Annotated in this window: 15 protein-coding genes; 1 reads left to right on the top strand and 14 read right to left on the bottom strand. The window is 55.2% G+C overall.

Going from position 1 to position 25,599, the window contains the following annotated elements; genetic code table 11:
- From QET40_RS03530 to QET40_RS03595, 14 genes are all read right to left on the bottom strand, one after another.
- Positions 1 to 8,301, bottom strand: an 8,301-nt coding sequence (locus QET40_RS03530) for a hypothetical protein (RefSeq protein ID WP_280125799.1), incomplete at its 3' end; no start/stop codon positions are given.
- A gap of 416 nt (positions 8,302 to 8,717) precedes the next feature.
- A complete protein-coding gene (locus QET40_RS03535) occupies positions 8,718 to 9,026 on the bottom strand; it encodes a ferritin family protein (protein ID WP_280125800.1) in 309 nt (102 codons plus the stop codon).
- Between the two features lie 95 nt (positions 9,027 to 9,121).
- Positions 9,122 to 10,153, bottom strand: coding sequence for a hydrogenase expression/formation protein HypE (gene hypE / locus QET40_RS03540; protein WP_280125801.1), 1,032 nt, complete (start codon positions 10,151 to 10,153; stop codon positions 9,122 to 9,124).
- Positions 10,154 to 10,161: 8 nt separating this feature from the next.
- Positions 10,162 to 11,715, bottom strand: coding sequence for a sulfatase-like hydrolase/transferase (locus QET40_RS03545; protein WP_280125802.1), 1,554 nt, complete (start codon positions 11,713 to 11,715; stop codon positions 10,162 to 10,164).
- A 5-nt stretch (positions 11,716 to 11,720) separates the two neighbouring features.
- Positions 11,721 to 12,812: a hydrogenase formation protein HypD gene (gene hypD, locus QET40_RS03550; RefSeq protein WP_280125803.1), complete on the bottom strand. Its 1,092-nt coding sequence runs from the start codon at positions 12,810 to 12,812 to the stop codon at positions 11,721 to 11,723.
- The gene (locus QET40_RS03555) at positions 12,809 to 13,165 is read right to left on the bottom strand and encodes a HypC/HybG/HupF family hydrogenase formation chaperone (RefSeq protein ID WP_322190051.1); all 357 of its coding nucleotides are present in this window, start codon (positions 13,163 to 13,165) and stop codon (positions 12,809 to 12,811) included. Before QET40_RS03555 ends, hypD begins: the two co-directional genes overlap by 4 nt.
- Positions 13,080 to 15,410: a carbamoyltransferase HypF gene (hypF, locus tag QET40_RS03560; protein WP_280125805.1), complete on the bottom strand. Its 2,331-nt coding sequence runs from the start codon at positions 15,408 to 15,410 to the stop codon at positions 13,080 to 13,082. Before hypF ends, QET40_RS03555 begins: the two co-directional genes overlap by 86 nt.
- A gap of 12 nt (positions 15,411 to 15,422) precedes the next feature.
- Entirely contained in the window at positions 15,423 to 16,205 is a 783-nt protein-coding gene (gene hypB / locus QET40_RS03565; RefSeq protein ID WP_280125806.1) for a hydrogenase nickel incorporation protein HypB, read from the bottom strand.
- Positions 16,206 to 16,211: 6 nt separating this feature from the next.
- On the bottom strand, positions 16,212 to 16,553 hold the full coding sequence (locus tag QET40_RS03570; RefSeq protein ID WP_280125807.1) for a hydrogenase maturation nickel metallochaperone HypA: 342 nt from the start codon (positions 16,551 to 16,553) through the stop codon (positions 16,212 to 16,214).
- Positions 16,546 to 17,091 carry a hydrogenase maturation protease gene (locus tag QET40_RS03575; protein ID WP_280125808.1) on the bottom strand — a complete coding sequence of 182 codons (546 nt, stop codon included), beginning with the start codon at positions 17,089 to 17,091 and terminating at the stop codon, positions 16,546 to 16,548. Before QET40_RS03575 ends, QET40_RS03570 begins: the two co-directional genes overlap by 8 nt.
- Complete coding sequence (locus QET40_RS03580; protein WP_280125809.1) at positions 17,084 to 18,247, bottom strand: cytochrome b/b6 domain-containing protein; 1,164 nt, start codon at positions 18,245 to 18,247, stop codon at positions 17,084 to 17,086. The genes QET40_RS03575 and QET40_RS03580 overlap by 8 nt, the downstream gene beginning before the upstream one ends.
- Positions 18,244 to 20,001 (bottom strand): nickel-dependent hydrogenase large subunit, encoded by a 1,758-nt coding sequence (locus QET40_RS03585; RefSeq protein WP_280125810.1) that lies wholly within the window; start codon positions 19,999 to 20,001, stop codon positions 18,244 to 18,246. The genes QET40_RS03580 and QET40_RS03585 overlap by 4 nt, the downstream gene beginning before the upstream one ends.
- An 18-nt stretch (positions 20,002 to 20,019) precedes the next feature.
- Entirely contained in the window at positions 20,020 to 21,303 is a 1,284-nt protein-coding gene (locus QET40_RS03590) for a hydrogenase small subunit (protein ID WP_280125811.1), read from the bottom strand.
- A 168-nt stretch (positions 21,304 to 21,471) separates the two neighbouring features.
- Positions 21,472 to 22,794 carry a C39 family peptidase gene (locus QET40_RS03595; protein WP_280125812.1) on the bottom strand — a complete coding sequence of 441 codons (1,323 nt, stop codon included), beginning with the start codon at positions 22,792 to 22,794 and terminating at the stop codon, positions 21,472 to 21,474.
- Between the two features lie 112 nt (positions 22,795 to 22,906).
- Here QET40_RS03595 and clpB point away from each other — a divergent pair, with 112 nt between their 5' ends.
- Positions 22,907 to 25,492, top strand: a complete 2,586-nt coding sequence (gene clpB / locus QET40_RS03600; protein WP_280125813.1) for an ATP-dependent chaperone ClpB — start codon at positions 22,907 to 22,909, stop codon at positions 25,490 to 25,492.
- Positions 25,493 to 25,599: the final 107 nt, after the last annotated feature.

A 25,599-nucleotide genomic window follows, 5' to 3' on the forward strand; every position in this document is an offset into this window, starting at 1 on the left:
GGCGAGGGCGGCCGCCTTGCTGCCGGTGCCCGCGAGGGTGAGGGAGGCGTCCCTGCCGGAGGCGGCGAGGGTGCCGCCGAAGTCGGCGAGGGTGCCGGCGTAGGAGGCTTTCCCGGTGAGGGTGAGGCTTCCTTCTCCGGCGAGGGTGCCCAGGCCGTTCCAGGCGGTAAGGGTGGCGGAGGTGTCCGGGGTGTCGAGGACGAGGCGGGTGGCGTCCCCGGTGACCAGGGCGATGCCGTCGAGGGCTCCCGCGGCGGTGAGGGTGGTGGTGCCCGCCCCGAGTTCGAGGGTGCCCGATCCTGCCGCGCCGCCGAGGGCCTTGACGGTGCCGGCGATGGCGGCGCCGGAGGCGAGTTTCAGGGTGGAGTCTCCGCCCAGGAGGATGGAGCCGGAGGCTTCGTCCAGGGCGCCGGCTTCGAGGACGGACTTGGCGCCGGTGAGGGCGAGGGTGCCGTCCTGGCCGATGGAGAGGGCGGCGATGGAGTGGGCGGCTCCGACGCGGGTCAGGGCGATGCCGCCTTCTTCGACGGTGAGGCTGCCGCCGAGGGTGGCGGTACCCCCGATGGTGAGGGTGGCTTCACCGGTCTTGGAGAGGGCGGTGTGTTCCCCGGCGGTGAGGTTGCCGGCGAGGACGGAGTCGACGAGTTCCCCGTCCTTGTCGCGGTCGTTGTAGAAGCGGACGCGGGCGGTGCCCGTCCCGTCGCTGTCGATGGCGAGGGTGGTTCCCTTCTGTCCGCTGAGGTATTTGACGGTGAGGGGTTCCGAGTCGCTGCCGGGCAGGGTGATGCTCATGTCCCTGTTGACATAGACGGCGCGGTAGTCGACGAGGTCGTCGTACCCGGTGACGTTACCTTCCTTGGAGGCCTGCCAGACGGAGAGGTTGCCGTTGGCGATGATGGATCCTCCCTCGATTCCGGCTATCTTCAGTCCCCATATTTTGAGGAGAGGATCGAAGTCGACACGGCTTGCGTCGAAGTCGAGAATACCGTTGGTGATCGTGAAGAGGAGACTGTTGACTTTGTCCCCCGGTTCGGCGTAATCGGGCAGGAGTTCGTCCTTGTCGAAGGAGAAGGAGAAGTTCTCCAATACATTATCCTTGAGATCGTCGCCCAAGGAAATAATCATCCTGGTTCCGTCCCGCAAGGAAATGGCGTCTCCGTCTTCGGCTCCGTCCGGGGTCGTTCCGAACTTGAGGACGGCAATACCGTCGCCAGTCAGGGAACCTGTTGAGGGCTTGTAGGTAAGAGTGTTCGGAGTATCCAGCGTGAGCCTGGCGGTAGCGAGGGCTACAGTACCGTGACCGATGTCGGAAACTGTTGTTCCGGCTCCGGTCGTCACATGGGTGAGAGCACTGGCCTTGAGCCCTCCCAGGACGATGTCGGAAGCTCCGGCCGAGGTATCGACAGTGACTTCGCTCCCGCCGTCCCAGTTGGAAGCCTGGGCGAGAGTTCCGGACGTAACGGTAATGGCGTTTTGGAGGGACAGGTTGCCGAGGTCCAGCGTCCCTCCGGAGACGAGGAAGGAAATGCCGCTTTCGGCAGAGAATCCGTCTTGAAGGATGACGGAGGCACCCGGAAGGGCGTCGTCACCCGCAACGTTAACGGTAAAACCTCCCAAAAGGGATCCTTTCAGTTCGGCATCGACCAGTTCCAACTTCTGTCCTTCGATACCGGAAACAGATGAGGCTTCGTTTGCCGTAAGGCCGGCAATGCGCAAGGACTTGTCCTCGTCGGTGCCCAGGTCGATTGCAGCGGCGTCCGTTCCGTTGCCGAGGATCAGATGAACGCTGTCTTCCACGGTACCTGCTGAAAAGTCGAACGTTCCGTTGTCGAGCAGCAAATTGTCGGAGAACGTGATGGAACGCAGGGAGGGAGAGACTCCGCGGATCGTACCCGAAAGCGCAACCAGAGAACCGTTGGCATGGATGGCAGCCTGCCCATCGGATGTCTTAACAGAGATATCTCCGGAGAGAGTATTTTCACCGCCAGCCAGACTGAGGGAGGAACCGTCACACAGTTCCAGTTTGTTGGCCAGGGCTCCGTCCGAGGCAAGAACGAGTGTCTTGCCGTTCCGGAGGAGGACGGAACCTGTCCCCAGAGTCGGAACGTCCAGGGTGACGGTATCGTCCGTTTGACCGTCAATGATGAGAGTGTCGAGGGCGTCGACTTCCACCGAATGGTAGGCCGCCCCCTGGAGGGTCAGGGAACCTCCGGAGTCCGAGCGCCGGATGCGGATACCCGCTTCTTCCGTCGAGGCGTCGGTGATGTGGATGCTTCCGGCGAAGTTCTGCGTGAGCGACAGGTTGCCGGCCCCGGATTTTTCCAGAAGGAGGTCGGTCTTGCCGGTCAAATCGTCGGAAAGACCGGAAAGGGCAATATCGACATCCTGCGAGACGGCCAGTTTGAGGTCTTTGCCGTTGTTGACGGCAAACCGGGAGGAAACGTCAGTGGAACCGGCACCGAATTCCAGCGTACCGTCATTGAAGAAAATCGTTCCTCCGTTGCCCAGGGCTGCGGCATTCTGCATGACGAGGGTCCCCTTAGTCAGGGTAATGTCTCCGGTGAAGGTATTGGCATTCCGGAAGACGGCGATCCCCGTGCCGGCCATCATCAGAGAAGTAGGTTTGGTGTTGCCGTTGCCTGTATAGTCGGAGATGGCACCACCAGTGAAGGTGTAGGCGGCATTCGACTGAATCTGGACAAAGATGGGGTTGACTCCGGATTCGTCAATTTGCACGGTTTGATCCTGAGGAGTTTCCGCGCCGAAGAAGACGGCTTTACCTTCGGGGCCGGTATCCTTGTCCTTCCATTCCAGGGCGGAGCCGTTCGACCATGTACCGGAAGGAACGCCGATCCATTGCCATGCCTTGTTGTTGTCAATGCTGGCGTGAAGGAAGAGGCTGGTACGATCGTCGGAAAGGGCCAGTTCGAATTGATACACGTCGGAGATTTCGCTCCAAAGAGTTCCGTCCAGTGAGGTACCGGCCTCGAATTGGCTGAGATCAAGTCCTCCCGTAGCGCTCAGAATCGTGTAGTTGCCTTCGCTAATCTGGTTCGACATGAAGTCGTCTCCCAAATTGATGGAAACGGGAGAGTCTCCGGTGACGGCGAGGGTACCGGTGACAGCAATGGAAGCATCGTCGCGCGTCAGGTTAAGGGCTGTCAGGTTGAGGGAAGTGCCTCCCGTCAGCGTCAACGTACCGGTCGTAGAGAGCAAGGCTCCGCGGCCCATAGTCATGTTGCCGCGCGATGTCAGATTGGCGGACGACACCGTGACGCCGGAATCAATAGACAGAGAGGCAACGGAGAGCGACCCCGCCATGGAGAAGTTCTTGCTAACCACGACATCTCCGACCGACGAATTGTCCGTCCCGGTCATGATGCCGCCCGAGACAACGATACGGTTGGCAAGCGACTTGCCGTTGATGTCCAGCGTACCTCCCGTAAGGGTGATATCATTGGCACCCAGGCCCGTATCCGAACCGGCACGGAGAGTACCGCCCGTGATGGACACCGTTCCACCGAAAAGCGAAGCACCGTCATTCCCGCCGGAAATGACCGTTTCGCCGCCGTTGACCACAATGGAGCCGCTACCGCACAAGTCGGCAGCCCCCATATTGCCTGTCAGGACAAGAGATGAATTTTCATCAAGCTGCAAAGTACCGCCAAACAAAGCGCTGTTTCCCGTCAGGGAAAGTTTCCTGCCGGCGGCAACTTCCAATGTGCCGGCGCTGCCATCGTAGCCGGAAAGGGCTCCGCCGTAGGAAGAACCGTTTGCAGCCGTTCCATTCATGAGGATCACTGCTTCTCCTCCAATCGACAGACCGGATGCCTTCACATCACTTCCAGAATTGAACTCCAGCGTCCCCTGCTGCACGGTCACGGAACCCGTTGCGTCGTAAGATCCGGTAATTTTCAAATACCCGTCACCCTGCTTGATGAAGTTGTGATTACCTGCCGCATTGGCATCTACGTTGTTTTTAATTGTTCCCGATACGAGGAGATCGACGGCCGATGCCCCATCCGCAATGTTAAATACAGTATCATTCTGGCGAAGCCCGATAGCAGTAGCGATTTCCGCTTGCCGGTCCGATGCTTCCGTCACAACACTGGCTCCATCGCCAAACAGATCAAAGCCTGCAGTTCCGGTCACAGTGCCTCCTTTCAGAGTCAGAAGCAACTTGAAAAACGTTTGTCGTGCGTCTACCTGAACTCGGCCTTGTTCCTCCACCCGGATACCGGATGTATTCAACGCATTATTGGAATTCCAGCCGGTCACATCTACGGCCGCCATCAGGAGAGTACCGTTGATGACAGAAATGTCACCCTTGAACGCTCCTCCTCCGCTTCCTCCTCCCGACAATTTAAGAGTTCCTCCCGCTTTTTCCGTTGTCCCCACCGCGATTGTTCCGGACAAACGCCCGGCAGCATTCAGCGTCAGAGTACCATCCCCAAGTTTGGTGATATGGGCAGCATGAGCCGCCGACGTTCCGAATGTAACCTCATCGCTTCCTCCGGCAACACCCAGGGAAATAGCGGCATCCTCTTCCCAGGCAAGACGTGAAGAAATATCCTCCTCATTTCCGGCAAGCCATGTCAGGACAGCCCCATCGTGCAGAGTAATCCGGCCTGTTCCCAGGGATTGTTCTCCAAATTTCAATTCACTGTCCGTAACGTCGATGGCGCCATCCCATCCGGCATTGGCAAGGTTCATGGTGAGACTGCCTCCGGTCATTGTCAGAGCGCTGCTGCCCGCAATAGTTCCGTCCGTACCGGCATTGAAGATGTAATCTCCACCTGTCACACTCATGCTCTGGGGTTTGACTGTTCCCGTAATCGTTACCGTGGTATTTCCGTCTGTTTCCGCAAAGACAATTCTGTCCCCGGTATGAAAGCTCGTGTCAACCGAAGCATCATCCGCCTTCCACGAAGAAGCATCGTTTTTGGTTTCCCAAAGGCTGCCGCTTCCATTCCATGTCAGGGTAACGGTTTCAGCCTTCGTCAATGCCATGGTAACGATATTTCCGGAAGACGTATCCGTGCCAAACGTCAAAGAATCGCGGGATGAACTGTCGACGATCAAGCCTACCGTCTCAATATCGTTCAATGTCAACGAAACAGGAGCATTGTCGCTCTGGAACAATTTGAATTCGTAGGGAGTCGCTCTCGCCTCCAAAGACGCGAGATCCGTCAAATCGAGAACAAGCTTCGTACCGTCCCCCGCACCCAGGGTCAAATCCCCATGAATGACATATTGCGGAGCACTTGTATCGTTCAGAACGACCACCGTTCCTCCGGCAAGTGTCATATTTCCTGTCAAAGAACCAGCGGACACACCCGTCGTCGAAAGGGTTGATCCGGCTAAAAGATCGAAAGAGGCCCGCAGCTCACCGCCACTCAGTTTATAAGAGGCGAGACCATTACTCAGATTCCTTGCTTCGCTCAGATCCAAAATTCCATTCCCGGCTTCCCATGTGCCGTTGAAGGAGGACATGTCACCGCTAAATGTCTGGGACCCCGCACCTACTTTGATCACATTCACATTGGCGCCGACCGAGCCGCCGAACACATGGTCATCCCCGTTGCCGACCGTCAAGTCGATACCTGATGCCTGGTCGCTTGTAATTTGCCCGCCTTTCCCTTCAAAGCCTCCGACGCTCATGTTTTTTTGCACGATGATCTGCACGGGATTGGGGGTGACGTTTTCGTCGATGACGCTGCTATCGCCTCCGCTCGTTTTACTAATACCAACGGTTTTGATAATTCCTCCAAAGACGCCATCGGCAGAATCCAGATAAAGTCGGGTACGATAGGCTTTTTGGTTTTCATCCCAGTCGGTTCCGAGCAATTCGAGAGTACCCGTAAATCCGGACGTACTTCCCTGGAGAGTCAGATTGCGGAAACCATCATTTTGAGTGTCTGTTTCCGGGACGTCAAAACGGAAGGTTCCGGCTCCCTTTAAAGTTGACTCCGAACCAAAAGTCAGGTGATGTTTCCACAGTGACGTCGTGCGGAACATAGCTCCTTCCTTGATTTCGATGGTTCCCGAGTCGAATGTTTTATTGTTGCTGATATAGAGCTTCCGTGTCCCATCGTTGATCACCAGCGTTGCACCGGCGGCAACGGTAGAAGACTGGTTCAACTCGCCGGTTCCTCCCAATACCAGCTTGCCCCCATCCACAACTAATTTCCCACTACCCGTATAGTTGGTCAGGGTCAAATCACCGGAGGAAACAGTCATGGAACCATTGAAAGCGCTCAAATCGCCGGACAACGTCAATGCGTCTGTTCCTGTCTTGTTCAAATTCAGATTGTTGCCGATGCTGCCGGCATAACTACCGGACTGAATCGCCAAGGTATTGCCAGCAGTAGCACTCGTTATTTTTCCGGCGGGATCAGTCCCGGACAATCCGATGACGGAAGCGTTTGCCGTATTGATATACAGTTCTCCCTTTCCTCCAATTTCCACAGACGCTTTGGACATTGCGTCCGCACTCAATTTCAGAGTAATCTCTTTACCACTGGAGGTTGCGATTTGCCATAATCCTGAAAAATCATTTTCAGGATTATACAGACTAAATTTCTCACTAGCCCAGTTATCATATATTTGAACTTTGCCCTGCCCGGAAATCTTTCCTGTGAATCTCGTTTCCTTGGGACCACCCCAATACCCCATGAGATTGATAGATTCTGTGTCATTCCCATTCATCAAGATATCTCCGGAAAAGATCAGAGGCCTACCGTCTTCTTTGCGGAACGTACTACCGGCATCAAGAATAAACTTATTACCGAAAGTATTTGATCCGGCAGTTTTATGGTTGATCCTGAACGTAGCTCCCTTTGTAACATGGATCGTCATACCATCTTTCCCAAGAGTGAGGTTCGAATCCATATCCGCACCACTGTAATTGAAAAAATATTCCGCAGGGGCACCCAAAGTCAAAGTCCCACTGAAATCCTTCAAAAACTCATGCACCCCGGGAAGAGTATCTTTGTTAAATCCCATGGCTGTCGCCAAAACAAGTTCGCCATTCCCTGAAAAGGAATCTACCTTCAGAGCATCAGAGAAACTCTGATTGATGGATACGGTTCCCCCCTGTTCAATGGTGAGTGAGGTAGCCTTGAAAGTACCCACATTTGCAACACTTACGGAACCACCCGATGAAATAGTTACTGATTGAGCATCGAAAGTAGCATTACTTCCAATCCATATATTTCTTCCATCCCCTACTGTCGTATCTCCCGAAACATTGAGAGTACCTCCCGTTAAATTCACGGAAAGAGGAAGATACGATAAATCCGAAATCTCGTATGTGCCGGTTCCCGACAAGACCAATGTGCCACTTGACGTAACGGTGGTTCCATCAAATTTGATCGTGCTTGACGATCCCGTCACAAACGCAGCCGGTCCCGTCATATTAAGCGTTCCTCCGGAAAGAATCAATTTCCCGGATTGAAGGATAACGCCGTCCGATACGACCGTCCCGGACAAAGTCAATGTCGATCCGCCTGCGTCTGCCTTGAGAACGGCTCCATTCCCCGCTCCTCCCCAGGCAAGAGTACCGGCTGTACCATCCGTCTCAGACCATAGAGCATCGGACCACGCCCCCCCCGTGGAATCAAGCGTCCGATACAAATAAGTTCCCTCATATGTATCGACAACCTGTATCCCCGCAATCGTCCCTCGCCCAGAGCTAAGTACATTAGAAATGGAAATATTGCCCCCGATAATGTCATCGATCTGCAGGACATTGGTTCCCAATGTCAAAGCGCCCTGGTTTTGCTTACGATCCCCCCAGGCTTCGGTTCCCTCGGCCATTGCTCCGTCTTTATAAGTCCAGTTGGTTCCATTGACATTCATGGCGGTGAACTTCCCTCCGTCGCCGGACATGATTAAGTAGAGTGTCGAGGACAAATAAGGAACTCCAGCTATTGTGACACTGAACGAAGTTGATGTTGTTGTATCAAGATAAGTGGCGAGGAGTTTATCCGTCTGTGTTGTTTTCTGAGCTCCCGGCCCCCAAGTCCCCGTTTTACTTGACGAAATCGTAAGACCGGTTATGGCTTGGCCTGCATTATTTGTTGTAATATTGACCGGTGTGTTGGCAGCAGCAGGGTTCCAGTTGAACCAATTCTGGCCTTGAACAGCTATCATTCCAGTTGTGTCGGTTCCACTAAGTTTGGCATCGTCGCCTGTATAAAAATTGATACTGAAACCATTGGCAGTGTCAGCAGAGAGAGAAACATGAGAATAGCAAGCCATAACGGCCGCTGCCAACAGGAGAGGTAGTCTGAGTTTCATCGCAAAAGAGAATACGGTAATATTTTTCTCTTTCGTAGCAGTTTGGCAATCCGTTATGAGCAACAATAAGTAACTTATTATAAATAGTTAATAATACAATAACAAGAAGAATAAACACTTATTGTAGAAACATACATTGAGGCTATTTTCTGAGAGAAATTTGGCCTTGATAACGGATTGCCAAACCGCTTCAACAAAGTCGACATCATGAGGGTTAATTAACTGTAATTTCTCCCCACATCCACCAAATAACCAATTATAACCACCTTACGATCAGAAAAATGATCCCCATCCCAGATTAAGGCAAAAACGTTTCTACACAAAAAAAGCCCGACTCGACAAAAATGTCGAACCGGGCACGATGAACACGAGGGTTCACGAATAACTGTCAACGGGATACTCCCGGAATGAAACGGTCAGGATTTACCCAATTTTTTGATTTTTTCCTCTGTTTCCTCACTTCCTTCATCATAGTAGCCCTGTTCTTCAGGGGCCAGCTCGTGAAGGAGCCTGTAAAACTCGCCCGCGTGTTCCTTTTCTTCATTGGAGATTTCAATCAGGACTTTTTTGGCAAGTTCGTTGTCAATGGATTCCGCCAACTGCTCATAAAGTTGGATAGCTTCATATTCCGCTGCAATCATAAACCGGATGGCACGAATCAACTCCTTATCCGTCAGCTTCCGGTCTTCCTTGAGCCCGCTAAATGCATTTGAGAATTCTGGCATGCAGGATAGACAAATTCTCCCGGCATTTCATTCACGAAAAAAATGTCTTTCAACTTATTTTTCCTCTACAATCCACCCCATCAACACGCCAAAGTTTAGCAGATCCTGGGCAGCTGGGCTCCGGATGGCATGCCCAGTATACGCCTTACCCCCATGACGCCATTCATCACAAGAGGTGCTGCCGTGCGGCGTTCTACCCGCCCCACAACGCATGCTCCGGACGAAACGGGAACGGAACGCAGGGCAGCCAAAGTCCGCGCGGCGGCATCCGCCGGGACGATCGCCAGGAAACGCCCTTCGCAAGCCACCTGGAGGGGATCCAACCCCAGAACGTCACAGGCGGAACGCACTTCGTCGCAGACCGGGATGGATGCTTCGTCCAGAACAATACCCAATCCGGACGAATCGGCAATTTCATTCAGGGTTGTTGTCAGGCCTCCGCGGGTTATGTCCCGCAAGCAATGGATGTCGGCACCGCTCCGGATCAAAGTATCAACCGACGGCCACAAAGGAGCCGAATCGCTCTCCAGCGACGAGGAGAACCCCAATCCTTCCCGCACGCTCATAATCGTCATTCCATGCCGTCCCAAATCACCGCTGACGATCACCGCATCTCCCTCTCGGATAGAAGAGGGAGCAATCAATCCCGGGTATTCCGGAGAACCGATGCCGCATGTATTGATGTAAACGCCATCGCCCTTCCCTTTTTCCACGACCTTGGTATCGCCCGTCACAATGCTCACTCCCAGCTCGGAGGCGGCACGGGCCATCGACTTGACGATTCGTTTCAGGACGGCCACTTCAAGACCCTCCTCCAGAATAAATCCCGCACTCAAATACAAGGGACGGGCACCGCTCATCGCCAAATCATTCGTCGTCCCATGAACAGCCAGCGAGCCGATGTCTCCGCCGGGAAACACCAGTGGATGGACGACAAAGCTGTCCGTCGTCATTGCCAGCGTTCCCCCCGGTACGGAACGCAGGGAAGAGTCATGCAGAGAAGACGAATCTGTCCCGAAAGCCGGAAAAAACACTTCCTCCAGCAGACGGTTCATCAGCAATCCGCCTCCGCCGCAAGCCAGAGACACGCGGTCGGAATCATCGTAGGGAACCGGGCAGGAAAACATGGAACCGGTTATTTTGAAGATTGATCCGGCATAACGAAAACCGCCGGAAGTCCTGTTTGAGTATCAATCGGAAACTGAGCGCCATGCCTGGTATGTTCCGTCACCAGTTTGCGAGCCATGGCCTGCAACTGTTCCGGACATTCCCGGGTCAAATCATGCTGTTCCTCCATATCCGACTTGAGATTGTAAAGTTCCCACTTTTTCGTATGGTACCGGTAGATAACCTTCCAGTCTCCCTCCCGGTACAGGACGTAATAGGCATCGTTGTGCTGGTGCGGGAAATTGAGGAAATACGTTTGCGGACGGTTGCATGAGCCGTCCCCGCGAAGAAGACCGCTGATATCGTACGAATCCAGACCGTCCGGGACCTTGCCTCCCGCCATGCTCCCGAGCGTCGCAAACATGTCCTGCAAGGCCACGACACGGTCACACCGGCTACCGGGGACGATCGGATACTGCTGCTGGAGGGGCTGAGCGGGATTCAATTTCGCCCAGGAAACGATCATGGGCGTTCTGATGCCGCCCTCATAGGGAGTCCCCTTCATACCCCGAAGCGGAAGGCATTTGTTTTTCCAGGGAGCGGTTCCACCATTGTCGGAAGCGAACACGACCAGAGTACGGTCGGCAACACCCGCTTCGTCTAATGTTCCCAGAAGATGGAGAATCGATTTGTCCATCCCGGAAATCAAGGTGGCATAATTCAGAAGAGCTCCCTTCAAGGAGGGATACAGAGCCTGGAACTGAGGATCCTTCATCAGGGGGGAATGGACGGCATAGTGCCCCATGTAGGCAAAAAACGGCTTGCCCGTTTTCACGGATTCCCGGATTTCGGAAGCCATCTCCGTGCTGAGAGCATCTGTCAGGAACGTATCGGTGTTGTAGTATTTTTCCAGATTGGGCACATCCCTGACTCCGTGTATTCCCGTTTCCTTATAAGACTTTTCGGCATAGCAATCCTCTCCGAGGTACGAGGCGGGATGCCCGGCTCCCGATCCGCCGACATTCACGTCGAATCCCAGATTTTCCGGTTGAGCGGCTGAATTGGAAGTCGGTCCGAAATGGGCTTTCCCGACAAAGAGAGTCCGGTAACCGGCGTCGTGCAGCATACGGGCAAGGCTCGGATCATCTGACGTCATCCCCTGCATTCTCCAGGCAGGAGGACGCATGGTTTTGATTCCCCGCATACTCGTATCCGCCGGCTTGTCAGGATTCGTCCAGTTACTGATATGGGTGCGGGACGGATTGTTTCCGGTCATCAGGGCGGTACGGCTCGGAGAACACACACTGGGGGTATACGCCTGGGTAAAAATCATGCCCTGGGCAGCCAGTTTCTCCATGCCCGGCGTCTTAAACACGGCATTACCCGGAGAGGGAATAGCCTTGCCGCTGTCCCCGTAATGAAAAGGAACGGACGTATCCTGCCATCCCATGTCATCGACGAGGATAAGCAGGACATTAGGCTGCTGCTTCATCTCCGTTTCGGCCCGGACCTGCCCCGCCATGCTTCCTATCAGAAAGAATGCGGCAAACGCTCCCCATTGATTGATTCTCCAAGTGTTCATGAAGGTTATCTATTCATTTTGTATCGGTAATAAGCAGCGCAAGCCCCTTCTCCGGATACCATCGGCGCCCCCAGGGGGGATTCGGGACGGCAGCGTACGCCAAACGCAGGACAACAGTCCGGCTTCAGGATACCCCGTAAAACGTCCCCAGCCCTGCATTCCAGATGTACTTCAGATAGAGCAGGCAGGGCAAGACTGAATTTCTTCCGGGCATCGAACGCGGCATAACTTTCCGAAAGATCCATGCCTCCGCCGGGAATCACTCCCAAACCACGCCACAATCTGTCCACCGGACTAAATACGTCACGCATCAATTCCAACGCCGACGGATTGCCTTCCGGCCTCACCGCACGCGCATAGGTATTGTCAACACGCGCTTCACCCTGTTCCAACTGACGGACACATGCCAGAATACCCGCCATCAAATCGACCGGTTCGAACCCCGTGACCGCTACCGGTACATGATACCGGACAGCCAGTTCCGCATATTCGCGTTCGCCAGTCACGGCACACACGTGTCCCGGAGCCAAAAAAGCGTCCGGACGAGCGTCAGGCGATTCCAAAAGCATTTTCATGGCAGGAGGCGCAGCCACATGAGCGACGAGCAAGGAGAAATTGTCCAATCCCATCCGGGCAGCCATCTTCACGGCCAATGCACTGGCGGGAGCCGTCGTTTCAAAACCGACGGCAAAAAACACTACCTGTCTGTCCGGGTTATCACGAGCCGTCAGTACAGCATCCATCGGAGCATAGAACATCCGGACATCGGCACCACGGGCACGAGCCGACAACAGATCGCCACGACTTCCCGGCACCCGCAGCATATCTCCGTAGCTGCCAAGAATCATTCCAGGTTTCCCTGCCAGTTCTACCGCCAGATCAATCAGCCCGACAGAAGTTACGCAAACGGGGCATCCCGGTCCATGGATCAACTCAATCTCCGGCGGAAGCAGTTCCTCCAGACCATACTTCGCAATGGCATGCGTCTGTCCGCCACACACCTCCATCAGCTTCCAGGGGTGCGCCACCAAGGCGGCAATTTCCCCGGCCAGCCGGGAAACAGCCTCCGGGTCACGATAGAAAGCCGCTACATTCACGATTCGGAGGCGCCTTCCCCACGCCCGGTATCGCTCTCCTCCACCATCTTCCTCAAATCGTCCCTCGCCTGCAGGGCGGACTCGCGATCCATCACACTCAACGCCATTCCCACATGGACGATGACGTAATCCCCTACCTCCGCTTCCGGTACGCAACCAAGATTGACCTCGCGGGAAATACCGCCGAAATCAACCATGCCCATCCGAAAAAGCGGATCGGCGTCCGAAATGCCCGTGATTAAACCTGGTACTGCAAGACACATAATATCAATAAGCTGGATAATGGTGAAGCACGGCCGCAATCTGTCCGGCCGCCAACCCTCCGTCATGGGCCGGCACCCGCTGGGGAACATGGAGTGTTACTCCGGCACGTTCCGCCCGGCGCATTAGCAATTCGAGCAACAGAACATTCTGAAAACACCCGCCGCCTACACAAACTCTGTTTCTACCCGATTTCAAAGCATGCGTCACGATCAATTCCGCCAGACCGTCATGAAAACACCATGCCAGCCGCGCCCGTGAACAGCTTGCCGCCAACCCGGTTTCCAACGCTTGCAATGCCGGAACCCAGTCCATCACGCCGCCGGTGTCCCCTTCTCCCCAGGAAAGAGGAGGAACGTGCCCCCACTCCGCCTCCGGATATTCCCATGCCCACGCTTCCAGCTGCATGGCAGCCTGTCCTTCGCACCGAATCAATCCGTCGAATCCCAGAAAAAAGGCCACTGCATCAAAAATACGTCCCATACTGCTGCAAAGCGGCGCATTCAGTCCCCTCTCTATCATCAACCGGCACACCTTCGACAAATCCGGGGCCAAAGCCGCCTGCAACCTTCCGCGCAATGTCCGGCAAGACTGCAGTTCCGGCGCGGCAAGCAGGGAAAACGCCACACGGCGCGGGTCCCGGACGGCGGCATCCCCACCCGGCAAATGAAATGTCCGCAGATGTCCCACACGCTTCCAAGCAGTTTCTTCCAAAGCAAACCATTCCCCTCCCCACACAGTACCATCCGGACCGTACCCCGTACCGTCCCAAGCTACGCCAAGGCATGGGAAAGGAACTTCGTTCTCCTCCATGCACGCAAGAACATGCGCCACATGATGCTGGACCTCCACCAGCGGCAAGCCTTTCCTCTCAGCCAGATCACGCCCATACAGGGAAGCCTGGTAGTCGGGATGGGAATCTACAACAACAAGTTCCGGCGAAGCATGCAGCAGGTGTCCCAGGTCATCCGCCTCCCGGCGAAACGAGACCAGTGAAGCCTCGGTATCCAAATCTCCCATATGCTGGCTCAGAACAGACCTTCCGCGGACGCGCCAGCCGAGGGCATTCTTCATCTGCCCTCCCAGAGCCAGAATTACCGGTTCACCTTCCCCCCCATGGCCGCACACAGGCAAGGGAGCATATCCCCGTGCCCGGCGCACCACAAGTTCGCGGCCTCGCCATACCCGCACGACTGAATCGTCCACCGGACGCAGGACGGGCCGATCGTGCATCAAAAACAAATCTGCAACACCGGCCAGTTTGCACAAGGCTTCCTCAGGCGACACGCACAGGGGCTCGTCGCTGAGGTTCCCACTAGTTGCCACGGGAAGCCCTCCCCAGGAATCCAGCAATAGATGATGCAAGGGAGTCGTCGGCAGCATGACTCCCACCCAAGGGCTGAACATACACACGGACGGAGCCGGCAAACATTCTGGCGGAACATCGTCCCTGCGCCGCAACAACACGATCGGAGCCGCCGGTGAAGACAACACCCGGCGTTCTTCCGGCGATAAAAAGGCAATTTCCCGCACTACCGCCTCCGATGGAGCCATCAGGGCAAACGGCCTGGCATCCCGTCTCTTGCGTTCGCGAAGCCTGCATACAGCTTTTTCATTGCGGGCATCCGTCAAAAGCTGGACTCCACCCAACCCCAGCAGAGCCACGATACCACCGCCATTCAGGCAATCGGCGGCAGCGGCAATCATTGACGAGGTCTTCTCCCCGGACCTCCCCGATTCCACCATGGAACCATCTTCCCCATACAACGCCAGAGACGGGCCGCATGCAGGACATGACACCGGCTGGGCATGAAAACGCCTATCCGCCGTATCCCCATATTCCCTCCGGCAATCCGGACACATGGCAAAATGTTTCATGCTCGTATTTCCACGGTCATACGGAAGAGATTCGATGATGGAATAGCGGGGTCCGCAGTGCGTACAATTGGTAAACGGATAACCGAAGCGGCGGTTCGCCGGATCTCGGATTTCGGCAGAGCAAACCGGACAAATCACCAGATCAGGCAGAAGAACCGGTTCCGTCGCACCGTCGCAGGAACTTTCCAGAATCTCCATGCCGGATAAACCGGACGGCTCCAGCCAACAGGGCTCCATGCTATAAATGGACGCCAGGGGCGGCTTTTCCGTTTCCAGTCGTTCAACGAAAGCCAGGAGGCAATTCCGCGGACCTTCTACCTCAATCGCCACACCACCGGGATCATTCCTGATCCAGCCGGATAGTCCTTCTTCACAAGCAAGACGGTACGCGAAAGGACGAAATCCCACCCCTTGTACAGTCCCCGTCAGGGAAAGCTGAAGCCTGCATACCGTCTCCATGCCGAATCACAATCAATGATGGTGATGTCCATCCCCCGCATAACCGCGTGTACGAAGGTGCCGAAGAACATCGCACCAGGTATCCATGCCGTCGCCCGTCCTTGCCGACACTTCCAGGATATCCGCATGGTGGGCAATCCGATTCAGGTTAGCCAGAGCTGCCGTCCGGTCAAATCCCGCCGGTCCCGCGAGATCAGTCTTGGTAATAACAACGATGTCCGCCATATGGAACATGGGAGGATATTTCAATGGCTTATCCTCACCCTCCGTCGTAGATAACAAAACCGCACGGGCATGTTCGCCGAGATCGAAATCCGCCGGACAAACGAGATTGCCGACGTTCTCGATAATCAATATATCCAAGGAGTCCAGATCCATTTGACGTGCCGCACGGGCCACCATGGACGCATCCAGGTGACACATGGTTCCCGTCGTAATCTGCACCACGGGAATCCCGGCTTCGCGCAGGCGGACGGCATCGTTGTCCGTCGCCAGATCCCCGACGATCATACCCACTTCCGCTCCTTGCGCCTTCAAGCGCCGGGCCGTTTCCGCCAGCAGAGTCGTCTTGCCCGAACCGGGAGACGACAGGACATTCAGCACCCAGACATTCTTTGCCTCGAAATATCCGCGGTTACGTTCCGCCACCCGCGCATTTTCATCCAAAATGGGCATGTGGACATCCTCCGCATGGGTATGTCCCTCCTCATGGGAGTGACCGTGTTCCCGGGGCTCGACAGGGCAACCGTCAATTCTAACGTCTCCTCCGTGATCGCATCCGCATTCCTTGCACATAATTTCTTAGATCCATTCTACTGTTTTGAGTTCCAATTCACGCCCCCGGAGGATCACCATGCTGGGTTCTCCGCAACCGGGACACACATAGCCGTTGCCGGCAAATTCGAAATCGCTGCCGCAAGTACTGCACCGGCAGCAAGCCTCTACCCACTCCACTTCCAGGGAAGCGCCCTCCGCCATCGTACCGTACGACAAGGCACGGAAGGCATTTTCCAATGCTTCCGGAACAACGCTGCTAAGCGATCCGACCGTCAGTACCATCCGCGTGATGCGGCACCCTCCCTTGCCCACCGCAATCTCACGGGCCATGGACAAAGCTCCGGCCACAATCCCCGCCTCATGCATGAGCACCCTCCTCCCCACATTGCTGCAATATGGCGGCAATTCTCTCCCTGGCCAAACGAGCGGCGGCTTCCAGCGCGGCACGAACAGGCGGACTCATCGGCCGGGCAAATCCGGCATCCTCCGCCTCGATACCGACCATTTCCATAAACGGAGGTAGCGTCCCCCGCAACTGGGCAGCCCCCAGCACCTCATGAAGCCCCAGTTCGTGCGGTGACAATGTCCGCGAAAAAAAACCCGGCAATTCTTCACGCATCCTGTGCAAAACAGAGCCTGGAGCAGCCCCTGTCTTCATTGCATCCAGGAACAAGACGCCACGGGCATCCTCAATCAGAGGAAGCAGGGACATCGCCATTGTACCGCCATCCTCAAAAACGACGGATTCCGGCCATCTCCCCCCATCGCGCACCAAGTGCAGAAGCTCAATACCCGCCCCATCGTCCCCCATCACGGGATTCCCGAGCCCAAGGACAAGAAGGCGGCAAGGATCGCGACCGGAAGCACAGGCATCCGCGGCAAACGTCTGGAAAAAATTATTCATCGTGGAACCGTACTCCGCGGCGAACCCAGCGGCCGCCGCTGAACATGGAAGAAATCGTTCCGTCGCGATCCACATTACCTGCAAGAATACTCAGGTAAACGTGTATCGTAGCAAACAGCAGGAAGCACCACATGCCGATCAAGTGAAGCAGACGGACATTGGCAACCCCGATCCAATCGTTCAACGGCATGAACCAACTATAAAACCAATGCGTCGGCTGGTACAAGGCATACAGGGCAAAGCCCGTTACCACCATGAAGGTAAACAGACCGTAAACGCCCGTGTACGTCCACTGCTGGAGAGGATTGTGACCGATGTAACGGGGACCGTCGAAACTGCGTGCGAAAAAATAATCCAGCGCGGTTTGATAAAGGTCGACCCAGCGCTGACGCGACACCGGAAACAAAGAAGCAAAAGTCTGGTACTTGTTGGAGGCAAAAAAGAAGAGGCTAAACCGCAAAATCAACACCGCCACCAAAATCCAGGCCACGGCATAATGAATGAAACGCACGTCTCCAAACTCAAACCGGCTCGTCAATTCGCCGCGTATCAGAAACCACCCTTCCGCAATACAAATACCGGTAGCCGCCAACGTCAGCACACTCGCTACCCACATCCAGTGGAGAACGCGGAGGGGCCAGTCCCACAAGGGGAAATAACGGAAATCCGTACGAGCATCACGGATGCTCTTCACCAACCGGTTGGCAATCATGGGGATCGCACCCCGGAATTCCCACGCCCCGCCGTTCCGGCGCGTCGCAAGGGCGACGGCCCGGTAGCCTTGGTGGGCATAGGCATGCATCGCTTTTTCCATCTGCATGCATGTTTCGCGCGATACACCGCACATACGCATCAAAAACGACAAATCGCCACGGGCTACTTCCAGTTCCTCCCCTCCGCCCTCCGGCTTGATCAGGGCCGTACTATACGGCCTTGTCCGGCCGGGAGCGATCCAAGATCCCTCCTTTTGGCTAAAGCCGATGCTTCCTGTTTCCTCGACTGCCGCACGCACCAGCGCGGCATCGCCCGGATCGTCACCGCCATTGCAGGAAGCAGCGGCAGCCATCCTCAGGAGTTCCTGCGCCGTTGTCGAACCGGAAGGGAGCGGGTCGCGCACCATCACACCGACATCCCCTATTTCTACACGCGTCTTCATGGATCCTGATGAGTTGAAATGGCATTCCCCCGTTCATCGAAAAGGTGTACCGCACACGACTGACACGGATCGTAACTATGGACAGTTCTCAACGCTTCCAAGGGCTGCGAAGGATTCACCAGAGGGTGCCTGCCGCTATGACCCAGGGAATACTCATACGGTCCCATCTGCCCCTCGGGATCTCGGCCGGAACTATTCCAGGTACTGGGAACCACACACTGGTAATTAGTCACTGTCTTGTTTTCGATATGGACCCAGTGACTCAGACTGCCGCGTGGGGCTTCCACCCACCCGACGCCTTTGCACTTTCTCGGCCAGGAATCCGGCTCCCATTTTTCCTGATTGAAGGTCGTCGTATCCCCCGCCTTGATACGGGCGACGAATTCATCGAATTGCGCCACCATCTTGTCCACCGTAATCATGGCGTCCAACGCACGTCCATATGTCCGCCCCATCGTGGAATTGAGCAGACCGTTGTCATGAGGCAGCCCCAATTGGTCGAACATGGCATGAACCCTCTCGACAATATTGGGAACTCCCTGGGCATACCCCAGCATCATGCGGGCATTCGGTCCCGTCGCCATGGCAAAACCATCGTAACGGGGAGCCTTTGTCCATGTGTATTTCTGACGGTCCGAGAGCCATTCGTACGGAGGCGTGGGCCCCGTGTACTTCGGATTGGTTTCACCGGAGTATGGATCCAGGCCGACATTATCGCCTTGGGTGTAGGTGTACCACCCGCTGGAAATGAACTCGGCAATCTTGTCCTGGTCGAAATCGATGACATTTTTGTAATCTCCACGGAGGAGAACACCAGGCTTGATCAAGCCGTCTCCCTTCGGTTTCCCGGAACAGGACGAAGCGGGATCACCCGTACAGAACACATTCGGGTTGGAAGCTCCAATATGGAAGTAATCCTTGTAAAACGATCCGATCGCCATCACGTCGGGATAATACACCTTATGGATGAAATCGTGGCTCAGATCAATCAACTGCTTAACCAGGCTGATGGCATACTGGTTGACCGTTTGGTAATTGTCCATGTTAATAGCACAGGCCATACCACCGACCAGAAAATTCGGATGAGGGTTCTTGCCTCCGAAAATCGTATGAATTTTGATCATGTCCCGCTGCCAGGTCAGAGCCTGCAGATAGTGCCCCACGGCCATTAGATTGGCTTCCGGCGGCAATTTGTAGGCGGGATGCCCCCAATAACCATTTGTAAAAATCGAATACTGTCCGTAGGCGATCGATTCCTTAAGCTTCTTCTGAACGCCGGCAAAATACTCCACAGACGACATCGGCCAGTCGGACAACTTCTGCGCCAGTTTCGCCGCCTCGGCCGGATCAGCCTTCAAGGCGGAGACAACATCCACCCAGTCCAACGCATGGAGCTGGTAGAAATGGATCACATGGTCCTGGATACCGAGAGCGCCATTCACCAGATCCCGGATCAAGCGGGCCTGGACGGGTACCTTGTAATCCAAGGCATCTTCCACAGCTAATATCGACGCCACGGCGTGAGAACCCGTACATACGCCGCAAATGCGCTCCACAAACGCCCACACGTCTCGGGGATCGCGATTGCAGGCGATGGTTTCAATACCGCGGTACTGCGTCGTGGACACCCAGGCGTCCTTGATCACACCGTCGGCAGCCTCCAATTCCAGGCGCAAATGACCTTCGATGCGGGTCACCGGGTCAACGACAACTCTGCGGGAGGGCTCGACGTTCTCGGAAGTCTTGGAATTCATCGTTTTGTAGTAATCTGGTTAGTTGTTTCCATCCGTTTTTTCCTTCCAGGGAGAGCTGTCGCAACAGGGAGAATCTGCATGCCGCGGTTCATCGTCTTCCCCATAATCCCGAGCTCCGGGTTCATCTCCGTAGGCAGGCAGAGAAACCCGCGTTTCTTCCTTCAAATACTGGCGTTTGTAGTGAATCGCCGTTCCGGCCACATGGGCGGCAATGGCCGCACCGGCGGCAGCCATGGCCGCAACACCTACCTTGTTGGCATTCGCCTCAATCCCGAATCCATGAACATCGGGCAATTCCGTGTAGAATGGCGACATGCGATCGAAAAAATACAATTCCGTACAACCGATGCAGGGATGTCCCGCCTGGATCGGAAACGTGACATTGCCGTTCCACCGGACGATGGGACAAGGTGAAAACGTATTGGGTCCCTTGCAGCCCATCTTGTACAGGCAGAATCCTTGGCGGGCATTCTCATCGTCGAACGACTGGACAAACTGTCCCGCATCGAAATGGGCGCGGCGCGGGCAATTGTTGTGAATCCTCTGTCCATAGCCCATCAACGGCCTTCCCAGCCCATCGCAAGGAGGAGCTTGCCCCATCGTTAAAATGTACATGATCACAGCCGTAATCACATCTCCGATCGGAGGACAACCCGGTACATTGATAACGGGTACATCGGTCAAGACATCACGGACGCCAACTGCTCCCGTCGGATTCGGACGAGCTGCTTGCACGGATCCGAAAAAAGCACAGGCTCCGACAGCCAGCACGTAGGAGGCATTCTTGGCCGCACGGCGCAAAACCGCTTCAGTCGTTTCACCGCCGATCGTACAATATACGCCACCGTCCTTCATCGGAATGGAACCGTTGACTACGAGAATATGCGGTTCCTTCAGGGCGTCCTCCAAAGCCTTGTTGGCGGCTGTCCCGGAAGGAGCCATCAAGAGTTCCACATACGGCATTGACACCACAGACAATACCAGATTGCCGATTTCTTCATTGTAACTGCGTATTGTACTTTCCAAACATCCCGTACATTCCTGCAACTGAAGCCATACGACGACGGGACGTTTCAGATCGGCAATCTTCCGGGCAATTTCCTCCGCCCGGGTTTCTCCGCCAAAAGCAGAAGCAATCCCCATCAATCCAGCCAATTTCAGGCACCATGAATTAAACTGGCGTCGCGAAATGCCTCGTCTTTCCATGACTTCACCCAAAGTTTCCCCAGGCTTCCATGGCATGGGTTCCAACTCCGGCACTTCCGAGTCAAGGCCGGGCTTTTGCTGAGTATTCGGTTCCATAAGCTCCAAAGGAATCTGATTCCAAATGCCGTACTCCCGTTCAATCAAAAAAACTATTTTCGACAGATTCTTCTTGGGATTGGTTTGCCGAAATCAAAGGATCTTACAGCGTCCGCCAACCATTCCGGCACGGCTCGCCGGAAAACAAGAAGGACCCGGGAATCATCCTCACTTGGTAGGCATCACCACCAGCCTGCAAATCGTAATAGCCGCGGCATTGTCGATCGGCATTTCCTTGCAGGTATGTTCACTGCCCCAGGAGTCGGAAAAATAAATAACCTTTTTCTCCATATCGTAGCCGGTAATCAGGCGCATATGGCCTCCACGCGTCTGGCTGATCCGCATCGGTTCCGGGACAAGTCCCAACTGAACGGACCAGAACACCGGGATTCCGGCATCAACGTATTGTTTGATAGGCTTGATCCACCGCTCCATCTGTTGTTCGGAAGAACATCGAGCCTGTTTCAACACTTCGGCATCGCCCTTTTCCCAGATCGAGACCACATCCTTGGATTCGAATTTAGGTTTGTCGAGTTTGCGGGCGGCACGGTTGTACTCCTTGATCAGACGGAGATAGTCCTTGTACTCAAGAAGAGAATCGATATCGCGCACCCGGATCTGGAAACGGCTTCCGATTTTCTTGAGGGCTTCCACCATCTTCGAAACCGACGTTCCGCCATCTCCGGAAGCGTCTGCAATAGAAGCCAGCTGGTGCTGGTCGATGTAATCCATCCCGTAATAAGAAAAAATACGCGCTGCCGTTGCCACGACGCAATACCCCTTTTGCCCCTGGTCCACCATGGGAATCCCCTCAATAACCGCTCCCTGGGTTCCGATTTTTTTCACATGGCTTTTCAGACTGTCCTTGACCGCCCGTTCCCCGGAAGAGCCGCGCATAAGAGTCTGTTCGTCGGCACCCAATTTCAGACGGACAAATTCGGGTTCGAACTTGCTTCCCTTCCCTGTCGAGCTGGCCTCAAGAATGGCCGTGCCCTTGTCCCACTTCCATTCGGAACCCTTGATTCTGACGGCACTTTCCTTGCGGGAAGGCTTGTAGGGCCGAGCTTTCTGCTCCGTCATCCCGTCCAGAGCCGCCACGGAGGCATCCACCAGCGCCTCAAATTCCTTTTCCGCGATCTCCCCATTATCCCCCTTATTGTACAGCATCGCCTGAACATGGGACAACTTGCCCTTCTCCACGGAGATCAGTGTTTCTCCCAGTTTGATCGAACCGACAGTAAATCGGGGCCGGGCAATACGAAGCGTCGTCTTTCCCTGATCCACCCATTCCCCCCGTTCGTTTTTGAGATATTTACCGGCAAATTCTTTCAACGGCATGTCCCACAAGGCTCCGGATTTCAAATCCTCGGACCAGTCGCCGCCGGCCCAGGCCGACAAAATACTACCGCAACAGAAAAGGATAGAAAGAATCTGCTTCACAACCCATATCAATAACCGATCCCAACCGTCCGGGTAAAGTCCATTATCCATATTTATAAATTTTTCAACATTCTCCCTTCCTTTATTGTCATAATCCCCATGTAACAAAGGTGGCATGCGGTCATTCCCATGGCGTACCCGCTCCATCCAAATATATTCAATTATGCTCAACAACCTTACCACTAAATTTCAGGAAGCATTGATGCAGGCTCAGCGTTCCGCCGCTCAGGCGGGCCGTCCCGAAATCAATTCGCTTGATGTCCTCTGCTCCTTGCTGGAACAGGACGGAGGCATCCTTTCACCTATCCTCCGGAAAGCTGCCTGCGATCCGGGACTTCTTCTCCAAGCCGCAAAAAAGGAATTGGAACGCGAACCGTCCCAAAAAGGAAGCACGACCCAGCCCCAGATCGGGCAGGATCTCGCCGGCGTTCTCCAAGCAGCCGACAAGGAACGCGAAGCCCTCAAAGACGACTACCTGAGTGTCGAACATTTTATGCTCGGCGTTCTGGAAACGAATTCCAAAGCTTCCGCTCTCGTCAAAACCTTCGGTCTGGACAAAAACAATTACATGACCGCCATGAAGGAAGTCCGCGGCAACCAGCGCGTTACCGACGACAACCCTGAAGGCAAATATCAGACGCTGGAAAAATACGGAACCGACCTGACGGCTCGCGCCCGCGCCGGAAAAATCGACCCGGTAATCGGCCGCGACGAAGAAATCCGCCGTGTCCTGCAAATCCTGTCCCGACGTACCAAGAACAACCCCGTTCTCATCGGCGAACCGGGCGTCGGCAAAACCGCCATCGCCGAAGGCCTCGCCCGGCGTATCGTCAACGGCGACGTGCCGGAGAGCATGAAGAACAAGCGCATCGTCTCACTCAGCATCGGCTCCATGCTGGCCGGTGCCAAATACCGGGGCGAATTCGAAGAACGTCTCAAAGCATTCCTCAAAGAAGTAACGGATTCCAATGGAGAAATCATTCTCTTCATTGACGAACTCCATACCATCGTCGGCGCCGGAGCCAGCGAAGGAGCCGTCGACGCCTCCAACCTGCTCAAGCCGGCTCTTGCCCGTGGAGAACTCCGCACCATCGGAGCTACCACTCTGGACGAATACCGCAAGTACATCGAAAAAGATCCGGCCCTCGAACGCCGCTTCCAACCCGTCCTCGTCGGAGAACCCAGCGTGGAAGATACCATCGCCATCCTGCGCGGGTTGAAAGAACGCTACGAAGTCCACCACGGTGTCCACATCACGGACTCGGCACTCGTCGCCGCTGCCACATTGTCCGACCGCTACATTTCCGACCGCTTCCTGCCTGACAAAGCCGTCGACCTCGTCGATGAAGCCGCTGCCCGCCTGAAAATCGAACTCGACTCCATGCCCTCGGAAATCGACCAGATCGAACGCGAATCCATGCAGCTTGAAATGGAACGCCAGGCCCTAGTCAAGGAAAAGGACGCCGACAGCAAGGCGCGCCTCGAAAAAATCGTCAAGGAACTGGCCGACCTCAAGGAAAAATCCTCGTCCATGATCGCCAAATGGAAGAATGAAAAAGCAGTCATCGACGCTGTCCGCAAAGAACAGGAACGGATCGACCAACTGCGTACCGACGCCGAACAGGCCAAACGCCTGGGCGACCTCGGCAAAGCATCCCAGATTACTTACGGCGACATCCCCGAAGCGGAAAAAAACCTCAAGGAAGCCCAGCAACACCTGAGCGAACTCCAACAACAGGATGGAGGCGGACTTCTTAAGGAGGAAGTCACCGAAATGGACATCGCCAAGGTCGTTTCCAGCTGGACGGGCATCCCCGCCGCACGCATGCAGGAGGGAGAACGTGAAAAACTCGTCCACATGGAAGAACGCATCGGCAAACGCGTCATCGGCCAGCAGAAAGCCGTCAAGGCAGTCGCTGATGCCGTCCGCCGTGCGCGAGCAGGCTTGCAGGATGAAAACCGCCCGATCGGTTCATTCCTCTTCCTCGGTCCGACCGGGGTTGGCAAAACCGAACTCAGCAAGGCTCTGGCGGAATTCCTCTTCGACAACGAAGGGGCCATGATCCGTATCGACATGTCGGAATATATGGAAAAGCACTCAGTCGCCCGCCTGATCGGAGCACCTCCCGGATACGTCGGCTACGATGAAGGCGGACAGCTCTCGGAAGCCGTTCGGCGCAAGCCGTACTGCGTCGTCCTCTTCGACGAAATCGAAAAGGCCCACCCGGACGTTTTCAATGTCCTGCTCCAAGTGCTTGACGACGGACGCATCACCGACGGACAGGGCCGCACGGTCGATTTCCGAAACACGGTCATCATCATGACGTCCAACATCGGCAGCCAATTCATCCTCAATGAATCCAATGCAGAGCAACGCGAAGCAAAGGCCATGGAAACCCTGCGCTCGCACTTCAGGCCCGAGTTCCTCAACCGCATCGACGAAATCATCATCTTCGACCGTCTCACTGCCGAAGAACTCAAAGGCATTGTCGACATCCAGCTTGAACGTGTCCGCAAACGCCTCGAAGCCAAGGGAATGTTCCTGAAAATGACGCCGGAAGCAACCGCCCTCGTCGCCGACCACGGTTTCGACCCCGTCTATGGGGCCCGGCCTCTCAAGAGAGCTATTCAGCAAGACATCCTCGATCCCCTCAGCCTTCAGTTGCTGGAAGGGAAATTCCCCGAAGGCTCCGTCATCACCGTTCACGTCAAAAACGGCAGACTCGTCTTCGAAAGCGAAGAGAAATAGCCTCCCGTTTATCAAGCCCACATCCAGGCCCGCCCCGTCGTACCGGGACGGGCCTGTTTCAGTTCCTGCGAATACACTGCCGGATTCCCGCCATGTCTTGAGAAAAC

Origin of the sequence: Akkermansia sp. N21169 (genome assembly GCF_029854675.1) — a bacterium.
GTDB lineage: Bacteria > Verrucomicrobiota > Verrucomicrobiia > Verrucomicrobiales > Akkermansiaceae > Akkermansia.

What these genes read in the sequence shown, in the direction of transcription:
- QET40_RS03585 (WP_280125810.1), bottom strand. Translation starts at nt 20,001, where the DNA reads ATGAATTCCAAGACTTCCGAGAACGTCGAGCCCTCCCGCAGAGTTGTC.
- QET40_RS03575 (WP_280125808.1), bottom strand. Translation starts at nt 17,091, where the DNA reads ATGAATAATTTTTTCCAGACGTTTGCCGCGGATGCCTGTGCTTCCGGT.
- QET40_RS03590 (WP_280125811.1), bottom strand. Translation starts at nt 21,303, where the DNA reads ATGGAACCGAATACTCAGCAAAAGCCCGGCCTTGACTCGGAAGTGCCG.
- hypB (WP_280125806.1), bottom strand. Translation starts at nt 16,205, where the DNA reads ATGTGCAAGGAATGCGGATGCGATCACGGAGGAGACGTTAGAATTGAC.
- QET40_RS03545 (WP_280125802.1), bottom strand. Translation starts at nt 11,715, where the DNA reads ATGAACACTTGGAGAATCAATCAATGGGGAGCGTTTGCCGCATTCTTT.
- QET40_RS03595 (WP_280125812.1), bottom strand. Translation starts at nt 22,794, where the DNA reads ATGGATAATGGACTTTACCCGGACGGTTGGGATCGGTTATTGATATGG.
- QET40_RS03535 (WP_280125800.1), bottom strand. Translation starts at nt 9,026, where the DNA reads ATGCCAGAATTCTCAAATGCATTTAGCGGGCTCAAGGAAGACCGGAAG.
- QET40_RS03580 (WP_280125809.1), bottom strand. Translation starts at nt 18,247, where the DNA reads ATGAAGACGCGTGTAGAAATAGGGGATGTCGGTGTGATGGTGCGCGAC.
- QET40_RS03555 (WP_322190051.1), bottom strand. Translation starts at nt 13,165, where the DNA reads ATGTTCCCCAGCGGGTGCCGGCCCATGACGGAGGGTTGGCGGCCGGAC.
- hypF (WP_280125805.1), bottom strand. Translation starts at nt 15,410, where the DNA reads ATGGAGACGGTATGCAGGCTTCAGCTTTCCCTGACGGGGACTGTACAA.
- clpB (WP_280125813.1), top strand. Translation starts at nt 22,907, where the DNA reads ATGCTCAACAACCTTACCACTAAATTTCAGGAAGCATTGATGCAGGCT.
- hypE (WP_280125801.1), bottom strand. Translation starts at nt 10,153, where the DNA reads ATGTTTTCCTGCCCGGTTCCCTACGATGATTCCGACCGCGTGTCTCTG.
- QET40_RS03570 (WP_280125807.1), bottom strand. Translation starts at nt 16,553, where the DNA reads ATGCATGAGGCGGGGATTGTGGCCGGAGCTTTGTCCATGGCCCGTGAG.